Source organism: Streptomyces hilarionis, assembly GCF_024539675.1.
Taxonomy (GTDB): domain Bacteria; phylum Actinomycetota; class Actinomycetes; order Streptomycetales; family Streptomycetaceae; genus Streptomyces; species Streptomyces hilarionis.
Window position 1 is genome coordinate 54,639 of the sequence record NZ_JAHHIT010000002.1, and the last position, 20,097, is coordinate 74,735.

Genomic DNA, 20,097 nt, shown 5'->3' on the forward strand with positions numbered 1-20,097 from the left:
CGTAAAGAAGACATGTCCAAGCACACGCTCTCCGTCCTGGTGGAGAACAAGCCGGGCATCCTGGCCCGGATCGCCGCCCTGTTCTCGCGCCGCGGCTTCAACATCGACTCGCTCGCCGTCGGCGTCACCGAGCACGCCGACATCTCCCGCATCACGATCGTGGTGAGCGTGGAGGCCCTGCCGCTGGAACAGGTCACCAAGCAGCTCAACAAGCTCGTCGAGGTGCTCAAGATCGTCGAGCTGGAGCCGGGACAGGCCGTTCAGCGCGAACTCGTTCTGGTGAAGGTGCGCTCCGACAACGAGACGCGCTCCCAGATCGTGGAGATCGTCCAGCTGTTCCGCGCCAAGACCGTCGACGTCTCCCCGGAGGCCGTGACCATCGAGGCCACCGGCAGCAGCGACAAGCTGTCCGCCATGCTCAAGATGCTCGAGCCGTACGGCATCAAGGAACTGGTCCAGTCCGGCACGATCGCGATCGGCCGTGGCGCCCGTTCGATCACGGACCGGTCCCTGCGCTCACTCGACCGGTCGGCTTAAGGACACGCAGCGGGCGGCCGACGTCATCCGGCCGCCCGTATGCCGAGACCCCGAGACTTCCCTTCCGCCCGCCGTCATACGGTGGGACGCAACACCTGCACCCCAAGGAGAGAACCCAAAGTGGCCGAGCTGTTCTACGACGCCGACGCCGACCTGTCCATCATCCAGGGCCGCAAGGTCGCGGTCATCGGGTACGGCAGCCAGGGCCACGCCCACGCCCTGTCGCTGCGCGACTCCGGTGTCGACGTCCGGGTCGGTCTGCACGAGGGCTCCAAGTCCAAGGCCAAGGCCGAGGAGCAGGGCCTGCGCGTGGTGACCCCGGCCGAGGCCGCCGCCGAGGCCGACGTCATCATGATCCTCATCCCGGACCCGATCCAGGCCCAGGTCTACGAGGAGTCCATCGCCCCGAACCTGAAGGACGGCGACGCGCTGTTCTTCGCCCACGGCTTCAACGTGCGCTTCGGCTTCATCAAGGCCCCGGCCGGCGTCGACGTCGCCCTGGTCGCCCCGAAGGGCCCGGGCCACCTGGTCCGCCGTCAGTACGAGGAGGGCCGCGGCGTCCCCGCGATCGCCGCCGTCGAGCAGGACGCGACCGGCAACGCCTTCGCGCTGGCGCTGTCGTACGCCAAGGGCATCGGCGGCACCCGCGCCGGCGTCATCAAGACGACCTTCACCGAGGAGACCGAGACCGACCTGTTCGGCGAGCAGGCCGTGCTGTGCGGCGGCACCTCGGCGCTGGTCAAGGCGGGCTTCGAGACCCTGGTCGAGGCCGGCTACCAGCCGGAGATCGCCTACTTCGAGTGCCTGCACGAGCTGAAGCTGATCGTGGACCTCATGTACGAGGGCGGCCTGGAGAAGATGCGCTGGAGCGTCTCCGAGACCGCCGAGTGGGGCGACTACGTCACCGGCCCGCGCATCATCACCGACGCCACCAAGGCCGAGATGAAGCAGGTCCTCGCCGAGATCCAGGACGGCACCTTCGCCCAGAACTGGATGGACGAGTACCACGGCGGTCTGAAGAAGTACAACGAGTACAAGGACGCGGACTCCGAGCACCTGCTGGAGACCACCGGCAAGCAGCTGCGCAAGCTGATGAGCTGGGTGAACGAAGAGGCGTAGCCTCGGGGACAGGGGCCGGAGCGCGCTGCTCCGGCCCCCTTGTCCATTCCGTCCGACCACGGACGGGTGATCCTTCCGCGGAGGCATGAGGCGACCTCCGCCGCAGCACTACACTGCTGCATACATTCGCGTTCAGGCCCACAGCGTCGTGCGTCTTCCACGCGGCTAGCCCCTCCCTCCGCCTGCGGCCGTCGGGACGGCCGTCCGCACGCACTGGACTTGTGAGGACTCACGTGAGCTCGAAACCTGTCGTACTCATCGCTGAAGAGCTGTCGCCCGCGACCGTGGACGCACTCGGCCCGGACTTCGAGATCCGGCACTGCAACGGAGCGGACCGAGCCGAACTGCTCCCGGCCATCGCCGACGTCGACGCCATCCTGATCCGCTCGGCCACCAAGGTCGACGCCGAGGCGATCGCCGCCGCGCACAAGCTGAAGGTCGTCGCACGAGCCGGCGTCGGCCTGGACAACGTCGACGTCTCCGCCGCCACCAAGGCCGGCGTGATGGTCGTCAACGCCCCCACCTCGAACATCGTGACCGCCGCCGAGCTGGCCTGCGGTCTGCTGCTCGCCACCGCCCGCCACATCCCGCAGGCCAACGCCGCGCTGAAGAACGGCGAGTGGAAGCGCAGCAAGTACACGGGCGTGGAGCTCGCCGAGAAGACCCTCGGCGTCGTCGGCCTCGGCCGCATCGGCGCGCTCGTCGCGCAGCGCATGTCCGGCTTCGGCATGAAGGTCGTCGCCTACGACCCCTACGTGCAGCCCGCGCGCGCCGCCCAGATGGGCGTGAAGGTCCTCTCGCTGGACGAGCTGCTCGAGGTCTCCGACTTCATCACCGTCCACCTGCCCAAGACCCCCGAGACGGTCGGTCTGATCGGCGACGAGGCGCTGCGCAAGGTCAAGCCGAGCGTGCGCATCGTCAACGCCGCGCGCGGCGGGATCGTCGACGAGGAGGCGCTGTACTCGGCGCTCAAGGAGGGCCGCGTCGCCGGCGCCGGTCTCGACGTGTACGCGAAGGAGCCCTGCACCGACTCCCCGCTGTTCGAGTTCGACCAGGTCGTGGCCACCCCGCACCTCGGCGCGTCCACCGACGAGGCGCAGGAGAAGGCCGGCATCGCGGTCGCGCGGTCGGTGCGCCTGGCGCTCGCCGGTGAGCTCGTCCCCGACGCGGTGAACGTCCAGGGCGGCGTCATCGCCGAGGACGTCAAGCCCGGTCTGCCGCTCGCCGAGCGCCTCGGCCGGATCTTCACCGCGCTCGCCGGCGAGGTCGCGGTCCGCCTCGACGTCGAGGTGTACGGCGAGATCACCCAGCACGACGTGAAGGTCCTGGAGCTCAGCGCCCTCAAGGGCGTCTTCGAGGACGTCGTCGACGAGACGGTGTCCTACGTCAACGCGCCGCTGTTCGCGCAGGAGCGCGGGGTCGAGGTGCGGCTGACGACCAGCTCGGAGTCGGCCGACCACCGCAACGTCGTCACCGTGCGCGGGACGCTCTCGGACGGCGAGGAGGTGTCGGTCTCCGGCACGCTGGCCGGCCCCAAGCACCTCCAGAAGATCGTCGCGGTCGGCGACTACGACGTGGACCTCGCGCTCGCCGACCACATGGTCGTCCTGCGGTACGAGGACCGGCCGGGCGTCGTCGGCACGGTGGGCCGGGTGTTCGGCGAGGCCGGGATCAACATCGCCGGCATGCAGGTCGCCCGCGCGGTCGCCGGCGGCGAGGCGCTGGCCGTGCTGACCGTCGACGACACGGTGCCGCCCGCGGTGCTGACGGAGGTCGCGGAGGAGATCGGCGCGACGTCCGCGCGTGCCGTGAACCTCGTCTGAGGTTCACCGCACGGTCCGGGGGCCCCCGCCCCCGGGCCCCCGCTTCGGCCCGTGAAGGGGCCTCGTCCTCGAAACGCCGGACGGGCCGGAGTGACCCGACCCGGTTCGAAGACGCACGCCGGACGGGCTGAGAACCTCAGCCCGTCCGGCGTTTTTCGTCCGTGCTGTCACCCGGCGTCGCCGACGCGGCTTCGTCGCAGCGTCGCCGTCGCCGCCACCGCGGCTCCCAGGAGGACCACCGCTCCGGCGATCGCCGCCCCCCGCATCCCCTCGGTGAAGGCCTCGCGGGCCGCGGCGGCCAGGGCGTCTCCCGTGCTCCCGGGCAGGTGAGCGGCGGTCGCCAGAGCCCCGCCGAGGGTCTCGCGGGCCTCCGCGGGGGCCGAGGACGGCATGGCGTGGCGGTAGAGCGCGGTGCCGATGGAGCCCAGGACCGCCATCCCCAGCGCGCCGCCGAACTCCGCGCCCGTCTCCAGCAGGGAGGACGCCGAGCCCGCCCGCTCGACCGGGGCCGTGCTCATCGCCAGGTCCGTCATCTGGGACAGGACCATGACGATCCCCGAGGCGAGGACCCCGCAGGCGGTCAGGACGAGCCACAGGGAGTCGGTGTCCGCGAGGGCGAGGAGACCGTAGCCGCCCGCGCCGATCACGAAGCCCGCGGTCACCACGTGGGCCCGGTCGACGCCCTTGTGGACCAGGGAGGTGGCCAGGGGGGCCGCCATGCCGATCGGGACCGACGGCAGCAGCGCCCACAGCGCCGCCTCCAGCGCACTGCGGCCGAGGACCGACTGAAGGTACTGCGTGGTGAAGAACGCCGAGCCCAGCATCCCGAACGAGGAGACGAGGTTCAGCACGACCGCGGGGGCGAAGCCGGGCCGGCGGAACAGGGCGGGGGAGATCATCGGGGCGGCTGCCGTGCGCTGGCGGTGGACGAAGAGGGCGGCGAAGAGCAGGCCCACGAGCACGCAGGAGACGTACTCGGTGTGCCATCCCTCGGCGGCGATCTCCTTGAGGCCGTAGATCACGGGGAGCACGCCGGCCATCGACAGCGGGACGCTCAGCCAGTCGAAGCGGCCGGGGGCGGGGTCGCGCGACTCGGGCAGCAGGACCGGGCCGAGGACGAGCAGCAGGGCCATCGCGGGCAGGTTGACCAGGAAGACCGAGCCCCACCAGAAGTACTGGACCAGGACGCCGCTCATCACCGAGCCGAGCGCGATGCCGCCCGTCATCACGCCGGACCACAGGCCGATCGCCTTCGCGCGCTGGCCGGGGTCGGCGAACATCGTGCGGATCAGCGCCATCGTCGAGGGCATCAGGGTCGCGCCGCCGATGCCGAGGACCGCACGGGCGGCGATCAGGGTGCCGGCGCTGTCGGCGTAGGCCGCGATCAGCGAGGCGGCGCCGAAGGCGGCCGCGCCGATCAGCAGCAGCCTGCGGCGGCCGACGCGGTCGCCGAGCGAGCCCATCGTCATCAGCAGTCCGGCCAGGACGAACGCGTAGACGTCGAAGATCCACAGCTGCTGGGTGCCGCTCGGGTGCAGGTCCGCGTTGATCGCGGGGATGGCGAAGTAGAGGACGGAGACGTCCATGGAGACCAGCAGCAGCGGCAGCATCAGCACGCCGAGGGCGGTCCATTCGCGGCGGCCGGCGCGGGCGGCCGGGGGTGTGGCGGTGCTCGTCGGGTTCGTCATGCCGATGACTGTACGAGTGTATTAAACGGTTGTCTAGAACGAATGTATAAGTCATCCGTATGGGACGTCTGTATGGATCCGGAGTAGGGTGTCGGGCATGGGACACCGTGAGGATCTGCTCGAAGGCGCCAAGCGCTGCCTGCTGGAGAAGGGGTTCGTGCGCACGACGGCGCGCGACATCGTCAAGGAGTCGGGGACCAACCTCGCGTCGATCGGCTACCACTACGGATCGAAGGACGCCCTGCTCGTGCAGGCGTACGTCGCGCTGATCGAGGGCCTCGGCGACACCTTCGACCCCGGCTGGGGCGCGGGCGGCGACAGCTCGTCGGCCCCGCGGTCGCTGGAACGCTTCGAGGAGGTCTGGGCGAACATCATCCGGTCGATGCCCGAGGCCCGCGCGGTGTGGATGCTGAGCCTCGAGGTCATCCTGTACGCCGACCGGTTGCAGGAAGTGCGCTCGCTGCTCGCCGTGGCGCAGGAGCAGGGCCGCGCGGGGATCGTGCCCATGTTCACCGGCGTCCCCGAGGACGAGCTGGACAAGGAGACCGTCGACTCGGAGGGCCGCTTCTACCAGACCCTCCTGAACGGGCTCATGGTCCAGTGGCTCTTCGACCCCCCGTCGGCGACCGACGCGGCGCAGCTCACCGAGGGGCTGCGGCGGGTGATCGCGGGCGCTGCGCGCGACTGACCCGCCCCGCCGGGCGGGCACCCGGAGCGCGAGCGTGCCTCGGGGCGCGGGCTCCGGGCCCGCGCTCAGGGCAGCCGGGCCGCCTTCAGCGTCATGTGCAGCAGCAGCCGGTCCTCGCCGTCGTCCAGGTCCAGGCCCGTCAGCTGCTCCACCCGCGACAGCCGGTAGTACAGGGTCTGCCGGTGGATGCCCAGCTCCGAGGCCGTGCGGCCGGCCTGGCCCGCGCAGTCGAGGTACACCTCGGCGGTGCGGGCCAGTTCCTGCTGCGCGGGCGCCAGCAAGGGCCGCACGCAGGGGTCCTGGGCCGCTTCGGGCGGCAGTGAGGTCAGCAGACGGTAGGGCCCGACGGCCGCCCAGTGCGCGACCGGACCGAGGCGCGGCTCCGCCAGCGCCGCCCGCGCCGACGCCGCGGCCTCCTCCCACGCGGCCCCGAGACCGGCCAGCCCGACCCGCCCGGCGGCGACCCCCGCCGCCGCCCCCGCCGCCCGCTCCAGCAGCCGCGTCGCCGCGGACGTGGCCGGAGTGAGGGTGTCCGCGGACCGCAGCCGCACCAGCACCGCCAGGCACTGGCCGGTCGTCGCCCACGGCGCCGTGCACAGTGCCGTCGCCCCCGGCAGGGTGCGCAGCGACGGGGCGTCGTCCGGGTCGGCGGACGGCCACGGGGCCACGCACACCACCGTGTGCGGCGCCTCCGCGCGGGCGCCGAGCGCGGTGCGCAGCTCCGCCACCGCCATGTCCCGGGGCCAGCCCCGGCCGGCGGCGAGCACCGCCCGCAGCTCCCGGGTGAGGTCCGCGCCGTGCTGGGCCTCGTCCGCGAGCAGGGCGCCGATCCGCGCCGTCACCTCCATGGCGGCCGCCAGCTGGGCGTCGGTGGGGCCGGGGTCGCCGTCCAGCAGCCAGACGTAACCGAGGGCCACGCCGCGGTGCCGGACGGGGAGGCAGACGCGCCCCCGGTGGACCCCCGCCTCGGGGGTGGGCGGGATGCGGACCGGGCCGGTGGCGCGGGTGATGCCGAACCCCTCGAACCAGGTGCGCACGGCCGTCGTCGAGCGCCGGGTCAGGATCGAGCGGGTGCGCACCGGGTCGAGCGCGGACGCGTCCAGCTCGTCGTCGCTGTCGTAGGCGCCGAACGCGATCAGCTCGAAGTCGCGGTTCTCCAGGGTCGCGGGGGCGCCGAGCAGCTCCGAGATCTCGTCGACGAGCTCCTGGTAGTCGCCCGCGTGGGAGGAAGATGCAGCATCGGCCGTCACAGGGGCATTCTCTCCCATTACCGCCCTCCCTTCAGACATCTGTCTGAGATCTGCGGCACGGATGCGTGACAGCTGTCGATGGCTCAGGATCGGAGGGATCCTTAGGTTTCACGGTGGTTCTATCTGCTGGTTTGTGGAGGTGCCCCGTGCTGGGTCCCGTGATTCTCGCCGCGTCGCGCAGCGACCGGATGCGACGCCTGATCTCGGCGGCCCCGGTGACGAAACAGGTCGTCGACCGCTTCATCCCCGGTGAGACCGTCGACGACATCGTGCCGATCATCGAGGAGCGCACCGCGCAGGGGCTGGAGCTGACGATGGACGTCGTCGGCGAGGACATCACCACCCCCGACGAGGCCCGCGCCGCCCGCGACGCCTACCTGGCGCTGGTCGACCGCCTGGCGGAGCTGGAGCTCGGCGAGCGGGTCGAGATGTCCGTCAAGCTCTCGATGTTCGGCCAGGCGCTGGAGGGCGGGCACGATCTGGCGCTCGCCAACGTCCGCCCGGTCGTGGAGGCCGCGGCCGCCATCGGCACCACCGTGACCCTGGACGCGGAGGACCACACCACCCTCGACTCGATGTTCGCCATCCACGAGGAGCTGCGGAAGGACTTCCCGCAGACCGGCTGCGTGATCCAGGCCTACCTCTTCCGCACCGAGGCCGACGCCCGCCGCCTCGCCGCGAGCGGCAGCCGGGTACGGCTCGTCAAGGGCGCGTACAAGGAGCCCGCACAGGTCGCGTACCAGCAGAAGCACGAGATCGACAAGGCCTACGTCCGGGTCCTGCGCATCCTGATGGAGGGCGAGGGGTATCCGATGATCGGGTCCCACGACCCGCGCCTGATCTCCATCGCGCAGGAACTCGCGCGCAAGGCCGGCCGCAAGCTCGACGAGTACGAGTTCCAGATGCTGTACGGCATCAGGGGCGACGAGCACCTGCGCCTCGCCGCCGAGGGCCACCGCATGCGCGTCTACACCGCCTACGGCACCGACTGGTACGGCTACTTCATGCGCCGTCTCGCGGAGAAGCCCGCCAACCTGCGGTTCTTCCTCCGCTCGATGGTCAGCAAGGGCTGAGCCGCCCCCGCTCACGCCCGCGATCCCGCACCGAGGGCCCCGGGCCCCCGCTCGTCACCCCCGCTCGCAACACCGCTCAGTAAGGAGTTACGGAACTCATGGACGCTGTGACCCAGGTCCCCACCCCCGTCAACGAGCCGGTGCACGGCTACGCCCCCGGCTCCCCGGAGCGCGCCCGGCTGGAGGCCAAGCTCAAGGAGCTGGCCGACAACCCGGTCGACCTGCCCTGCACCATCGGCGGCGAGCGACGGATGGGCGGCGGTGAGCGGTTCGACGTCGTGCAGCCGCACAACCACAAGGCCCGCCTCGGCACGTATGCCAACGCCACCCGGCAGGACGCCCAGGACGCGGTCGACGCGGCCCTCGCCGCCGCCCCCGCCTGGCGCGCGATGTCCTTCGACGACCGTGCCGCGATCATCCTGCGCGCCGCCGAACTGCTCGCCGGCCCCTGGCGCGAGACGCTGGCCGCCTCCACGATGCTCGGCCAGTCCAAGACCGCCCAGCAGGCGGAGATCGACTGTCCCTGCGAGCTCGTCGACTTCTGGCGCTTCAACGTCGCCTACGCCCGCCAGATCCTGGCCGAGCAGCCCCCGGCCAACTCCCCGGGCGTGTGGAACCGGCTCGACCACCGCCCGCTGGAGGGCTTCGTCTACGCGATCACGCCGTTCAACTTCACGGCGATCGCGGGCAACCTGCCGACCGCTCCCGCGCTGATGGGCAACGTGGTCGTGTGGAAGCCGTCCCCGACGCAGACGCACGCCGCCGTCCTGCTGATGGAGCTGCTGGAGGAGGCCGGGCTGCCCAAGGGCGTCATCAACCTGGTCACCGGCGACGGCCTGGAGGTGTCCGAGGTCGCCCTGAACCACCGCGACCTCGCCGGCATCCACTTCACCGGCTCCACCAAGACCTTCCAGTACCTGTGGAAGACGGTCGGCGCGAACATCGAGAAGTACCGCTCCTACCCGCGTCTGGTCGGCGAGACCGGCGGCAAGGACTTCGTCGTCGCCCACCCGAGCGCCGACCGCGCGGTGCTGAAGACGGCGCTGACCCGCGGCGCCTTCGAGTACCAGGGCCAGAAGTGCAGCGCGACCTCCCGGGCCTACATCCCGGCGTCGATCTGGAACTCGGGCTTCAAGGAGGAGTTCGCCGCCGAGGTCGACTACCTGACCATGGGCGACGTCACCGACCTCTCGAACTTCATCGGCGCGGTCATCGACGAGCGCTCCTTCGCCAAGAACAAGGCCGCGATCGACCGGGCGAAGGCGGACCCGTCCTGCACGATCGTCGCCGGCGGCTCCTACGACGACTCGGTGGGCTACTTCGTCCGCCCGACGGTCGTCGAGTGCAGCGACCCGGAGAACGAGGTCTTCACGACCGAGTACTTCGGCCCGTTCCTCGCCGTGCACGTGTACGAGGACGACCAGTACGACGCCATGCTGACGCAGATGGAGTCGGTGTCGGACTACGCGCTGACCGGCTCGGTGATCTCCGGCGACCGCGCGGCCGCCGCGTACACCATGGAGAAGCTGCGCTACGCGGCCGGCAACTTCTACATCAACGACAAGTCCACCGGCGCCGTCGTCGGCCAGCAGCCCTTCGGCGGCGGCCGCGCCTCCGGCACCAACGACAAGGCCGGGGCCCCGCAGAACCTGATGCGCTGGACCCTGACCCGCGCCATCAAGGAGACGCTGGTCGCGCCGACCGACTACACGTACCCGCACATGGGCTGACGTTCGCACCCCGCGCCGGGACCGGCCGGGTGACGCGAAGGGCCGGGCGGACATCCGCCCGGCCCTTCGCGTCACCGCTCGCGCGGGGCCCGCTCGTGACCGGGCCGCCGCGCGGGGCGGCCCGTGCTCAGAGGCTGCGGCCGAGGAAGTCCCCGATGAGCGCGGCGATCTGCCCCGCGTGCGTCTCCAGGGCGAAGTGGCCGGTGGGCAGCAGATGGACCTCGGCCTTCGGCAGGTCGCGCCGGTAGGCGAGCGCGCCCGCCGGGACGAAGATCTCGTCGCCGGCGCCCCAGACCGCCAGCAGCGGGACCCCGCTGGTGCGGAAGTACTCGTGGAAGGCCGGGTAGAGGGCGAAGTTGGAGCCGTAGTCGGCGATCAGGTCGAGCTGGATCTCCGCCTGGCCCGGACGCGCCATGCTCGCCGCGTCGTGTTCGTAGGCGTCCGGGCTGACGAGGTCGCGCAGGTCCTCCGGGACGCCGTGCAGGTACTGCCACCGGACGCCCTCCGCACTGCTGATCTCCCGTACGGCCCGCTCCGTCTCCGGCGTGCGCCGCGCGATCAGCGCCCGCACCGGGGCCCAGGCCTCCTCGCCCAGCCCCTCCTCGTAGGCGTTGCCGTTCTGCGTGATGATCGCCGTCACCCGCTCGGGGTGCGCGAGGGCCAGCCGCAGGCCGATGGGCGCGCCGTAGTCCTGGATGTAGAGGGCGTACCGGTCGAGGCCGAGCACCTGAGTGAACGCGTCGGTGATCTCGGCCAGCTCCGCGAAGCCGTAGGCGAAGTCCGAGGCGGCCGGCGCCGACGAGCGGCCGAAGCCGAGGTGGTCGGGGGCGACGACGCGGTAGCGGTCGGCCAGCAGCGGTATCAGGTCGCGGAACATGTGCGAACTGCTCGGGAAGCCGTGCAGCAGCAGCAGGACCGGCGCGTGGGCCGGTCCCGCCTCCCGGTAGTACACCTCGTGGCCGCGGACGGTGGCGGTGCGGTGACGGACCTGGGGATGCGCTCGGAAGGTCATGGCATGAGTGCACCACGGGCACATCTAACCAGTCAATGTATTTTCACCGGTTAGATATGCCGCGCCCGTCTCAGATAGTAGGAAGTCCGAGTAACTGTGGAGACAGGCGCGCGCTCCTCCCTTAGTTTTGTAGGAGCCGAACGTCTCGCTCGATCAAGCGAATGGCGGTCGTGAGCCGGGCCCCGCGCAGGCAACCCCTGCGGCCCGCTCCCCGCCCCCTCCGGCGTCTCGCACTTCCCCTGGCACTCCCTGGAATTCGAAGGAGTCGATTCCCCATGGCCGAGACGACCGTCCGCCGCCGAGTCCGTCACGTCTCCCGCACGACCGAGTCCGACCGCAAGAACGCCGCCGCCGCGTTGCAGCGCGCCCTCGACCGCAGGGACAACGGCGGCGAGACCGGCCACTGAGCCCGGTCCGCACGCAGTCCGGGAGCCGCGCCCGCTCCTCGGGCCTTCCCGTCCGCCCCGCGACGCCACTGTCCGGATGACGGACAGTCCGTGTCATCCCATGGGACGAGGAGTAGGGTTCCCGCATGTCTCGCAGCCTCAATCTCGCAGTGATCCCCGGTGACGGCATCGGCCAGGAGGTCGTGGCCGAAGGTCTCAAGGTCCTCTCCGCCGTCCTCCCGCAGGACGTGAAGCTGGAGACCAAGGAGTACGACTTCGGCGCCCGGCGCTACCACGCCACCGGTGAGACCCTCACCGACGCCGACGCCGAGGCGCTCCGCAAGCACGACGCGATCCTGCTCGGCGCCATCGGCGACCCGAGCGTGCCCTCCGGCGTCCTGGAGCGGGGCTTCCTGCTCAAGCTGCGCTTCCTCTTCGACCACCACGTCAACCTGCGGCCCTCGAAGCTGCTCCCCGGCGTGGCCACCCCGCTGGCCGGCCAGCCCGAGATCGACTTCGTCGTGGTCCGCGAGGGCACCGAGGGCCCGTACACCGGCAACGGCGGCACGATCCGCAAGGGCACCCCGCACGAGGTCGCCACCGAGGTCTCCGTGAACACGGCCTTCGGCGTCGAGCGCGTGGTCCGCGACGCCTTCGCCCGCGCCCAGGCCCGCCCCCGCAAGAAGCTCACGCTGGTCCACAAGAACAACGTGCTGGCCTTCGCCGGCCACCTGTGGACGAACGTCTTCAACCGGGTCGCCGAGGAGTTCCCCGACGTCACCACGGACTACATCCACGTGGACGCCGCGACGATCTACCTGGTCACCGACCCCGGCCGGTTCGACGTCATCGTCACCGACAACCTCTTCGGCGACATCATCACCGACCTCGCCGCGGCCGTCTCCGGCGGCATCGGCGTCGCCGCGAGCGGGAACATCAACCCCTCCGGCGAGTTCCCCTCCATGTTCGAGCCCGTCCACGGCTCGGCCCCGGACATCGCGGGCCAGGGCAAGGCCGACCCGACCGCCACGGTCCTCTCGGTCGCCCTGCTGCTGCGCCACCTCGGGCACGACGCCGAGGCGGTCCGCATCGAGGACGCCGTCTCCGCCGACCTGGCCGAGCGCGGTGCGCTGCCCGCGCGCAGCACCTCCGAGATCGGCGACGCGCTCCGCGCACGAGTAGCCGGCTGACCCGGCGCACCACGCGATCCCCCGGCTCCCAGGAGCGGGGGGAACCCATCGAAGCCGCCGGGTCTCCTCGCACCCGGCGGCTTCTCGTATGTCCTGCCGGGTGTCACCATCGACCCCGGGTCGCATTCACGCCGTTTTCTTCCGCGCACCCCGCTTGCGATAATCGAACGCGGAGCCGCGGTATCAGGCAATGCTCGGACGTCCTAGCACACGCCACTGGCCGTACGGACGTGAGCGCGGCCCGTCACACACAACCGGTGAAGGACAACCACTCATGACGACGCCCACGATCGAGCTCAAGCCCTCCGCCAGCCCGCTCTCCGCCGCCGAGCGCGAGGCGATCCTGGCCGACCCCGGCTTCGGCCGCCACTTCACCGACCACATGGTGACCATCAGGTGGACCGAGGGCCGCGGCTGGCACGACGGTCAGCTCGTTCCGTACGCGCCGATCCCCCTCGACCCGGCGACGAACGTGCTGCACTACGCGCAGGAGATCTTCGAGGGGCTCAAGGCCTACCGCCGTCCCGACGGCTCCGTCGCCACCTTCCGTCCGGACCGCAACGCCGAGCGGTTCCAGCGCTCCGCCCGCCGTCTGGCCATGCCCGAACTGCCGGTCGAGACGTTCATCGAGGCCTGTGACGCGCTCGTCGCCCAGGACAAGGAGTGGGTGCCCGCGCACGGCGGCGAGGAGTCCCTCTACCTGCGTCCCTTCATGATCGCGACCGAGGTGGGCCTGGGCGTGAAGCCGGCCAACGAGTACCTCTTCATCGTGATCGCCTCGCCGGCCGGCGCCTACTTCCCGGGCGGCGTCAAGCCGGTCTCCATCTGGGTCTCCGAGGACCACGTCCGCGCCGTCCCCGGCGGCATGGGCGACGCCAAGACCGGCGGCAACTACGCCGCCTCCCTGCTCGCCCAGGCCGAGGCCGCGGCCCAGGGCTGCGCACAGGTCTGCTACCTCGACGCGGTCGAGCGCACGTGGGTCGAGGAGCTCGGCGGCATGAACCTGTACTTCGTCTACGGGAACAAGATCGTCACGCCCTCGCTGACCGGCTCCATCCTGGAGGGCGTCACCCGGGACAGCCTGCTGACCGTCGCCCGCGACCTCGGCTACGAGGCCGAGGAGGGCCGCGTCTCCGTCGACCAGTGGCAGCGCGACTCCGAGAGCGGAGCGCTGCGGGAGGTCTTCGCCTGCGGCACCGCCGCCGTGATCACCCCGGTCGGCACCGTCAAGCGCACCGGCGCCCAGTGGCAGCAGTCGGGCGGCGAGCCCGGCGAGGTCACCCTCCGCCTGCGCCAGGCACTGCTGGACATCCAGCGCGGCACGGCCGAGGACAAGCACGGCTGGATGCACCGCCTGGGCTGATCCCGGCTCCTTTCGACGTCGCCGCAGGGCCGCCCCGACCGGGGGCGGCCCTGCGGCGTCTTCACGCGCCCACCGCCGCCCCCACCTCCCGCGGGTATAGAGCAGCGCTCTAAAACCTTCCGTCACGTCTTCTGATCCTCCTGCAAAACGTTTAGAGTGCTGCTCAAACACGGACAGGGAGGCCAGGTGCGACTCACCCCCACCGAGCGGGACCGGCTGCTGCTCTTCGGGGCCGCGGAGCTGGCCAGGGCGAGAAGGGGCCGCGGACTGCGGCTCAACGTGCCGGAGGCGACCGCGCTCGTCGCGGACACCGTCTGCGAGGCCGCCCGGGACGGGAAGCGGCTGGCGGAGGCCGTCGAGGCCGCCCGCTCGGTGCTCGGACCCGACGACGTCCTGCCGGGCGTCGCGGACATCGTCACCGAGGTGCACGTCGAAGCCGTCTTCGACGACGGCTCACGGCTCGCGGTGGTCTCGGACCCCATCGCGGGCGGACTGCGCGACCTGGCGCCCGGCGCGCTGCTGCCGGGGCCCGCGCACGCCGAGCCCGAGGCGGCCGTGCGGCTCACCGTCACCAACACCGCGACCGTGCCCGTCTCCGTCACCTCCCACTTCCACTTCTTCGAGGTCAACCCGCGCCTGGACTTCCCCCGCGCCGAGGCCTACGGCATGCGGCTCGCGGTACCGGCGGGCTCGTCGGTCCGGTTCGGGCCGGGGGAGACGCTTCAGGTCGGCCTCGTGCCGATCGGCGGGGCCCGCGTCGCCATCGGCTTCGCCGGGCTGGTCGACGGCCCGCTGGACGCCCCCGGCGCCCGCGAGGAGGCCCTGGCCCGCGCCGCCGCCTGCGGCTACCTCGGCGTCGCGGACCCGGGCGGCCGGGAGGGCGAGCGATGAGCCGCCCCGCAGGTCACCCCACCGACGCCCGCCGCCTCGGCCCGCACGAGTACGCCGCCACCCACGGCCCCCGCGCCGGCGACCGGATCCGGCTCGGCGACTGCGGGCTGACGATCCGCGTGGAGTCCGACTCCCAGAGCTACGGCGACGAGTTCCTCGCCGGCTTCGGCAAGACGGCCCGCGACGGGCTCCATCTCAAGGCCGCCGCCGTGCGCGAGACCTGTGACGTCGTCGTCAGCAACGTCGTCGTCGTGGACGCCGTGCTGGGCGTGCGCAAGGTGTCCATCGGCATCCGGGAGGGGCGGATCTGCGCGATCGGGCGGGCCGGCAACCCGGACACCCTCGACGGCGTGGACGTCGTCGTCGGCACCGGCACGTCCATCGTCTCCGGCGAGGGGCTCATCGCCACCGCCGGCGCCGTCGACACCCATGTCCACCTGCTGTCGCCGCGGATCATGGAGGCCTCGCTGGCCTCCGGCGTGACGACGATCATCGGGCAGGAGTTCGGGCCCGTGTGGGGCGTCGGGGTCAACTCGCCCTGGGCGCTGCGGCACGCGTTCGGCGCGTTCGACGCCTGGCCGGTCAACATCGGCTTCCTGGGCCGGGGTTCGTCCTCGCACGGCGCCCCGCTGGTCGAGGCGCTGGCCGAGGGCGGCGCGTCGGGCTTCAAGGTGCACGAGGACATGGGCGCCCACACCCGGGCGCTGGACACGGCGCTGCGGGTCGCCGAGGAACACGACGTGCAAGTCGCCCTGCACAGCGACGGGTTGAACGAGTGCCTGTCGGTCGAGGACACCCTGCGCGTGCTGGAGGGCCGCACCATCCACGCCTTCCACATCGAGGGCTGCGGCGGTGGTCACGTGCCCGACGTGCTGAAGATGGCGGGCGTCGCGAACGTCATCGGCTCCTCCACCAACCCCACCCTGCCCTTCGGCCGGGACGCCGTCGCCGAGCACTACGGGATGATCGTCTCCGTCCACGACCTGAAGACCGACCTGCCCGGCGACGCCGCCATGGCCCGCGACCGCATCCGCGCCGGCACCATGGGCGCCGAGGACGTGCTGCACGACCTCGGCGCGATCGGCATCACCTCCTCCGACGCGCAGGGCATGGGCCGCGCCGGCGAGACCGTGCGCCGCACCCTCGCCATGGCCGCGAAGATGAAGGCCGAGTTCGGCGCCCCGGACGAGCACGACAACGAGCGCGTCCTGCGCTACATCGCGAAGCTGACCATCAACCCGGCGATCGCCCACGGTCTGGCGCACGAGGTGGGGTCCGTCGAGGTCGGCAAGCTCGCCGACCTCGTGCTGTGGCGGCCGGAGTACTTCGGGGCCAAGCCGCAGCTGGTGCTGAAGGCCGGGTTCCCCGCGTACGGCGTGGTCGGCGACCCGAACGCGGCCACCGACACCTGTGAACCCCTGGTGCTGGGGCCGCAGTTCGGCGCGCACGGCGCCACACCGGCCGAGATCTCCGTCGCGTTCGTCGCACAGGCGGCCCTCGACCAGGGCAACGACACCATGCCCACCCGGCGCCGCCGGGTCGCCGTCCGCGGCACCCGCGGCATCGGGCCCGCCGACCTGCGCCGCAACTCGCGCACCGGGGTCGTGGACGTCGACCGGCGCACCGGCCTGGTCACCCTCGACGGGGAGCCGATCCGCTCGGAACCCGCCGACTCCGTCTCCCTCAACCGCCTGTACTTCCTCTGAGGACCCCTGACATGAGCACACCCGCCGCCGACGGCTTCCGCATGCCCGCCGAGTGGGCCCCGCACGAGCGCACCTGGATGGCGTGGCCGGGAGCGAACCCGACGTTCGACGACCCGGCCGGCCTCGAGGACGCGCGGGCCGCCTGGGCGTCGGTCGCCCGCGCGGTCCGCCGGTTCGAGCCGGTGACGGTGGTGTGCGGCCCCGGACAGTCCGAGCGGGCCCGCACCCTCCTCGGGCCCGGGGTCGACACCGTCGAGCGCGACCTCGACGACGCCTGGATGCGCGACATCGGCCCGACCTTCCTCACGAACGGCCGCGAACTGGCCGCCGTCGACTGGACGTTCAACGGCTGGGGCGCCCAGGCCTGGGCCCGCTGGGAGCACGACGCGAAGATCGCCGCTTCCGTGTCGGACCTCGCGGGGGCGCGGACGTACGCCTCCCGGCTGGTCAACGAGGGCGGCGCGATCCACGTCGACGGCGAGGGCACGGTCCTGCTGACGGAGACGGTCCAGCTCGGCCCCGAGCGCAATCCCGGGTGGACGCGGGAGGAGGCCGAGGCGGAGATCCACGCCATGCTCGGCACCCGCAAGGCGATCTGGCTCCCGCGCGGACTCACCGGGGACTACCCCCCGCACGGCTACGGCACCCTCGGCCACGTGGACATCGTCGCCGCCTTCGCCCGCCCCGGCGTCGTCGTCGCCCACAGCCAGCCGGACCCGGCGCACCCCGACCACGAGGTGACCCGCGAGACCGTCGCCCTGCTGCGGGCGCAGACCGACGCGCGCGGCCGCCCACTGGAGGTCGTCGAGATCGCCGCCCCGACCGTGCTGGAGGCCGACGGCCACTGGGCCGACTACTCCTACATCAACCACTACCTCTGCAACGGCGGCGTCGTGCTGTGCGCTTTCGACGACCCGCGCGACGACCTCGCGGCCGGGATCTTCCGGCGGCTGTTCCCCGGGCGGACGGTCACGCCGGTCGACGCCCGTACGATCTTCTCCGGCGGCGGTGGCATCCACTGCATCACCCAGCAGCAGCCGAGGATCTAGGAGCAGCGGATGGCCGGTGGGCGCAGACAGGCCCCGCCCCGCGAGGACGTCCTCGCGGCGGCCATGGGGATGATCGCCGAGCGCGGTCTGGAGAAGCTCACCATGGCGGCGCTGGGCCGCGAGGTCGGCATGAGCAGCGGCCACCTCCTCTACTACTTCCACTCCAAGGACGAGCTCCTGCTGCGCACCCTGGAGTGGAGCGAGGGCCGGCTCGGCGCCGAGCGCGCCCGCCTGCTGGCCCGTGCCGCACCGGCTCGCGAGCGCCTCGACGCCTATGTCGACCTGTACGTCCCCGACGGCCACCGCGACCCGCACTGGACGCTCTGGCTGGAGGTCTGGAACCGCTCGCGGAACGCCGCCGGCGACACCGACGCGCGCGACCGCCAGGCGGCCATCGAGGGCGCCTGGCACCGCGACCTCGTCGCCCTGCTCGCCGAGGGGACCTCGCGCGGCGAGTTCCGGCGGGTGGACCCCGACCCGTTCGCGGCCCGGCTGCGGGCCCTCCTCGACGGGTTCTCCATCCACGTCGCCGTCGGCCTGCGCGGCACGGACCGCGAACAGGTCCTCCGGCACGTCGGCGCGTTCCTCGCCGGAAGCCTGCTGGCGCCGCGGTGAGAACGCGCTGTTCGCATCCTGAGACACCCGGTGAGCACGGGGACGGTCTGTGCCAAACTGCCCGCGTGCTCTCGTTCGCCACGATTATTGGCAGCAGGCGCGCCGGTCCGCAGTGACCGCTCCGTACGACCAGGTACGAGCGGCCATCGTCGTCCTCGACCCGCGCGCAGACCTCTCGCACCCGCGAGGGGTTTTTCGCTTTTCTGGCCCACCCGCAGCCGGGAGCGAGAGCGCGAGGGACCATGGGGGGACGGTGGAGCCGGTCATTCCGGTAACGACCGAGATCCGACACAGGAGCCTTCAGACCATGACCGCACCCAGCGAACTCGACGATTCCTTCCACGTCTTCGACACCACCCTGCGCGACGGCGCGCAGCGTGAGGGCATCAACCTCACCGTCGCCGACAAGCTGGCCATCGCCCGGCACCTGGACGACTTCGGCGTGGGCTTCATCGAGGGCGGCTGGCCCGGCGCCAACCCGCGCGACACCGAGTTCTTCGCCCGCGCGCAGGAGGAGATCGCCTTCCGCAACGCCCAGCTCGTCGCCTTCGGCGCGACTCGCCGAGCGGGAGCGAAGGCCGCCGAGGACCCGCAGGTCAGGGCGTTGCTGGAGTCCGGCGCCGGGGTGATCACCCTGGTCGCGAAGTCCCACGACCGGCATGTCGAGCTGGCGCTGCGCACCACCCTGGACGAGAACCTGGCCATGGTGAGCGACACGGTCTCCTTCCTGAAGGAGCAGGGTCGCAGGGTCTTCGTCGACTGCGAGCACTTCTTCGACGGGTACCGCGCCAACCCCGCGTACGCGAAGGCGGTCGTCCGGGCCGCCGCCGAGGCCGGCGCGGACGTCGTCATCCTGTGCGACACCAACGGCGGAATGCTCCCGGCGCAGGTCCAGGCCGTGGTCTCGACGGTGCTGGCCGACACGGGCGCGCGCCTCGGCATCCACGCCCAGGACGACACGGGCTGCGCGGTGGCCAACACCCTCGCCGCCGTGGACGCGGGCGCGACCCACGTGCAGTGCACGGCGAACGGCTACGGCGAACGCGTCGGCAACGCGAACCTGTTCCCGGTGGTCGCGGCCCTGGAGCTGAAGTACGGCAAGAAGGTGCTGCCCGAGGGCCGCCTGCGGGAGATGACCCGCATCTCGCACGCCATCGCCGAGGTCGTCAACCTCACGCCGTCCACCCACCAGCCCTACGTGGGCGTCTCGGCCTTCGCCCACAAGGCCGGACTGCACGCCTCGGCCATCAAGGTCGACCCCGACCTCTACCAGCACATCGACCCCGAGCAGGTCGGCAACACCATGCGCATGCTGGTCTCCGACATGGCCGGGCGCGCCTCCGTCGAGCTCAAGGGCAAGGAGCTCGGCGTCGACCTCGGCGACGACCGCGAACTGGTCGGCCGGGTCGTGGAGCGGGTCAAGGAGCGCGAGCTGCGGGGGTACACCTACGAGGCGGCCGACGCCTCCTTCGAACTCCTGCTGCGCGCCGAGGTCGAGGGCAGGGCGCTGAAGTACTTCGACGTCGAGTCCTGGCGCGCCATCGTCGAGGACCGCCCCGACGGCACCCACGCCAACGAGGCCACCGTGAAGCTCTGGGCCAAGGCCGAGCGCATCGTCGCGACGGCGGAGGGCAACGGCCCGGTCAACGCCCTCGACCGCGCCCTGCGGGTGGCCCTGGAGAAGATCTACCCCCAGCTGGCCAAGCTCGACCTGGTCGACTACAAGGTCCGCATCCTGGAGGGCGTCCACGGCACCCAGTCGACCACCCGCGTCCTGATCTCCACGACCGACGGCACGGGGGAGTGGTCGACGGTGGGCGTGGCGGAGAACGTCATCGCCGCCTCGTGGCAGGCCCTGGAGGACGCGTACACCTACGGACTGCTGCGGGCGGGCGTGGACCCGGCCGAGTGACGGCGGGGAGCCGCCGGGCGGTCGGGAGGCGTCGGATGTGCGAAAGCCGCCCGATGCCCGAAAGC

General features: G+C 71.7%; 17 protein-coding genes. 14 read left to right on the forward strand and 3 right to left on the reverse strand.

The window, feature by feature from the left end; genetic code table 11:
• The first annotated feature begins 12 nt into the window (after positions 1–12).
• The 3 genes from ilvN (at position 13) to serA (ending at position 3,479) form a co-directional block, all read left to right on the forward strand.
• Positions 13–537: an acetolactate synthase small subunit gene (gene ilvN, locus KMS84_RS00660; RefSeq protein WP_069770471.1), complete on the forward strand. Its 525-nt coding sequence runs from the start codon at positions 13–15 to the stop codon at positions 535–537.
• A 120-nt stretch (positions 538–657) separates the two neighbouring features.
• A complete protein-coding gene (gene ilvC, locus KMS84_RS00665; RefSeq protein ID WP_190152578.1) occupies positions 658–1,656 on the forward strand; it encodes a ketol-acid reductoisomerase in 999 nt (332 codons plus the stop codon).
• A 233-nt stretch (positions 1,657–1,889) separates the two neighbouring features.
• Positions 1,890–3,479, forward strand: a complete 1,590-nt coding sequence (gene serA, locus KMS84_RS00670) for a phosphoglycerate dehydrogenase (protein WP_256914007.1) — start codon at positions 1,890–1,892, stop codon at positions 3,477–3,479.
• A gap of 167 nt (positions 3,480–3,646) precedes the next feature.
• On the opposite strand, the gene KMS84_RS00675 is transcribed toward serA, so the two are convergent.
• Positions 3,647–5,167, reverse strand: coding sequence for an MFS transporter (locus tag KMS84_RS00675; RefSeq protein WP_256914008.1), 1,521 nt, complete (start codon positions 5,165–5,167; stop codon positions 3,647–3,649).
• Positions 5,168–5,264: 97 nt separating this feature from the next.
• Here KMS84_RS00675 and KMS84_RS00680 point away from each other — a divergent pair, with 97 nt between their 5' ends.
• Entirely contained in the window at positions 5,265–5,855 is a 591-nt protein-coding gene (locus KMS84_RS00680; protein WP_256914009.1) for a TetR/AcrR family transcriptional regulator, read from the forward strand.
• Between the two features lie 65 nt (positions 5,856–5,920).
• Here KMS84_RS00680 and KMS84_RS00685 read toward each other — a convergent pair whose 3' ends face one another.
• The gene (locus KMS84_RS00685) at positions 5,921–7,123 is read right to left on the reverse strand and encodes a PucR family transcriptional regulator (RefSeq protein ID WP_256914010.1); all 1,203 of its coding nucleotides are present in this window, start codon (positions 7,121–7,123) and stop codon (positions 5,921–5,923) included.
• Between the two features lie 128 nt (positions 7,124–7,251).
• Here KMS84_RS00685 and KMS84_RS00690 point away from each other — a divergent pair, with 128 nt between their 5' ends.
• The gene (locus KMS84_RS00690) at positions 7,252–8,178 is read left to right on the forward strand and encodes a proline dehydrogenase family protein (protein WP_256914011.1); all 927 of its coding nucleotides are present in this window, start codon (positions 7,252–7,254) and stop codon (positions 8,176–8,178) included.
• A 98-nt stretch (positions 8,179–8,276) separates the two neighbouring features.
• On the forward strand, positions 8,277–9,908 hold the full coding sequence (pruA, locus tag KMS84_RS00695) for an L-glutamate gamma-semialdehyde dehydrogenase (protein ID WP_256914012.1): 1,632 nt from the start codon (positions 8,277–8,279) through the stop codon (positions 9,906–9,908).
• A 127-nt stretch (positions 9,909–10,035) separates the two neighbouring features.
• On the opposite strand, the gene KMS84_RS00700 is transcribed toward pruA, so the two are convergent.
• The gene (locus tag KMS84_RS00700) at positions 10,036–10,920 is read right to left on the reverse strand and encodes an alpha/beta fold hydrolase (protein ID WP_256914013.1); all 885 of its coding nucleotides are present in this window, start codon (positions 10,918–10,920) and stop codon (positions 10,036–10,038) included.
• Between the two features lie 275 nt (positions 10,921–11,195).
• On the opposite strand from KMS84_RS00700, the gene KMS84_RS00705 reads away from it, so the two are divergent.
• From KMS84_RS00705 to cimA, 8 genes are all read left to right on the forward strand, one after another.
• On the forward strand, positions 11,196–11,327 hold the full coding sequence (locus KMS84_RS00705) for a hypothetical protein (protein ID WP_106971817.1): 132 nt from the start codon (positions 11,196–11,198) through the stop codon (positions 11,325–11,327).
• A 125-nt stretch (positions 11,328–11,452) separates the two neighbouring features.
• On the forward strand, positions 11,453–12,496 hold the full coding sequence (locus KMS84_RS00710) for a 3-isopropylmalate dehydrogenase (RefSeq protein WP_256914014.1): 1,044 nt from the start codon (positions 11,453–11,455) through the stop codon (positions 12,494–12,496).
• A gap of 274 nt (positions 12,497–12,770) precedes the next feature.
• A complete protein-coding gene (locus KMS84_RS00715; RefSeq protein WP_256914015.1) occupies positions 12,771–13,859 on the forward strand; it encodes a branched-chain amino acid aminotransferase in 1,089 nt (362 codons plus the stop codon).
• A gap of 186 nt (positions 13,860–14,045) precedes the next feature.
• Entirely contained in the window at positions 14,046–14,750 is a 705-nt protein-coding gene (gene ureA, locus KMS84_RS00720) for an urease subunit gamma (RefSeq protein ID WP_256914016.1), read from the forward strand.
• Positions 14,747–16,456 (forward strand): urease subunit alpha, encoded by a 1,710-nt coding sequence (locus KMS84_RS00725; protein WP_256914017.1) that lies wholly within the window; start codon positions 14,747–14,749, stop codon positions 16,454–16,456. The genes ureA and KMS84_RS00725 overlap by 4 nt, the downstream gene beginning before the upstream one ends.
• Before the next feature lie 11 nt (positions 16,457–16,467).
• A complete protein-coding gene (locus KMS84_RS00730) occupies positions 16,468–17,505 on the forward strand; it encodes an agmatine deiminase family protein (protein WP_256914018.1) in 1,038 nt (345 codons plus the stop codon).
• 9 nt (positions 17,506–17,514) lie between these two features.
• Positions 17,515–18,120 (forward strand): TetR/AcrR family transcriptional regulator, encoded by a 606-nt coding sequence (locus KMS84_RS00735; protein ID WP_256914019.1) that lies wholly within the window; start codon positions 17,515–17,517, stop codon positions 18,118–18,120.
• Between the two features lie 307 nt (positions 18,121–18,427).
• Complete coding sequence (gene cimA / locus KMS84_RS00740) at positions 18,428–20,032, forward strand: citramalate synthase (RefSeq protein ID WP_256914020.1); 1,605 nt, start codon at positions 18,428–18,430, stop codon at positions 20,030–20,032.
• The last annotated feature ends 65 nt before the right edge of the window (positions 20,033–20,097 follow it).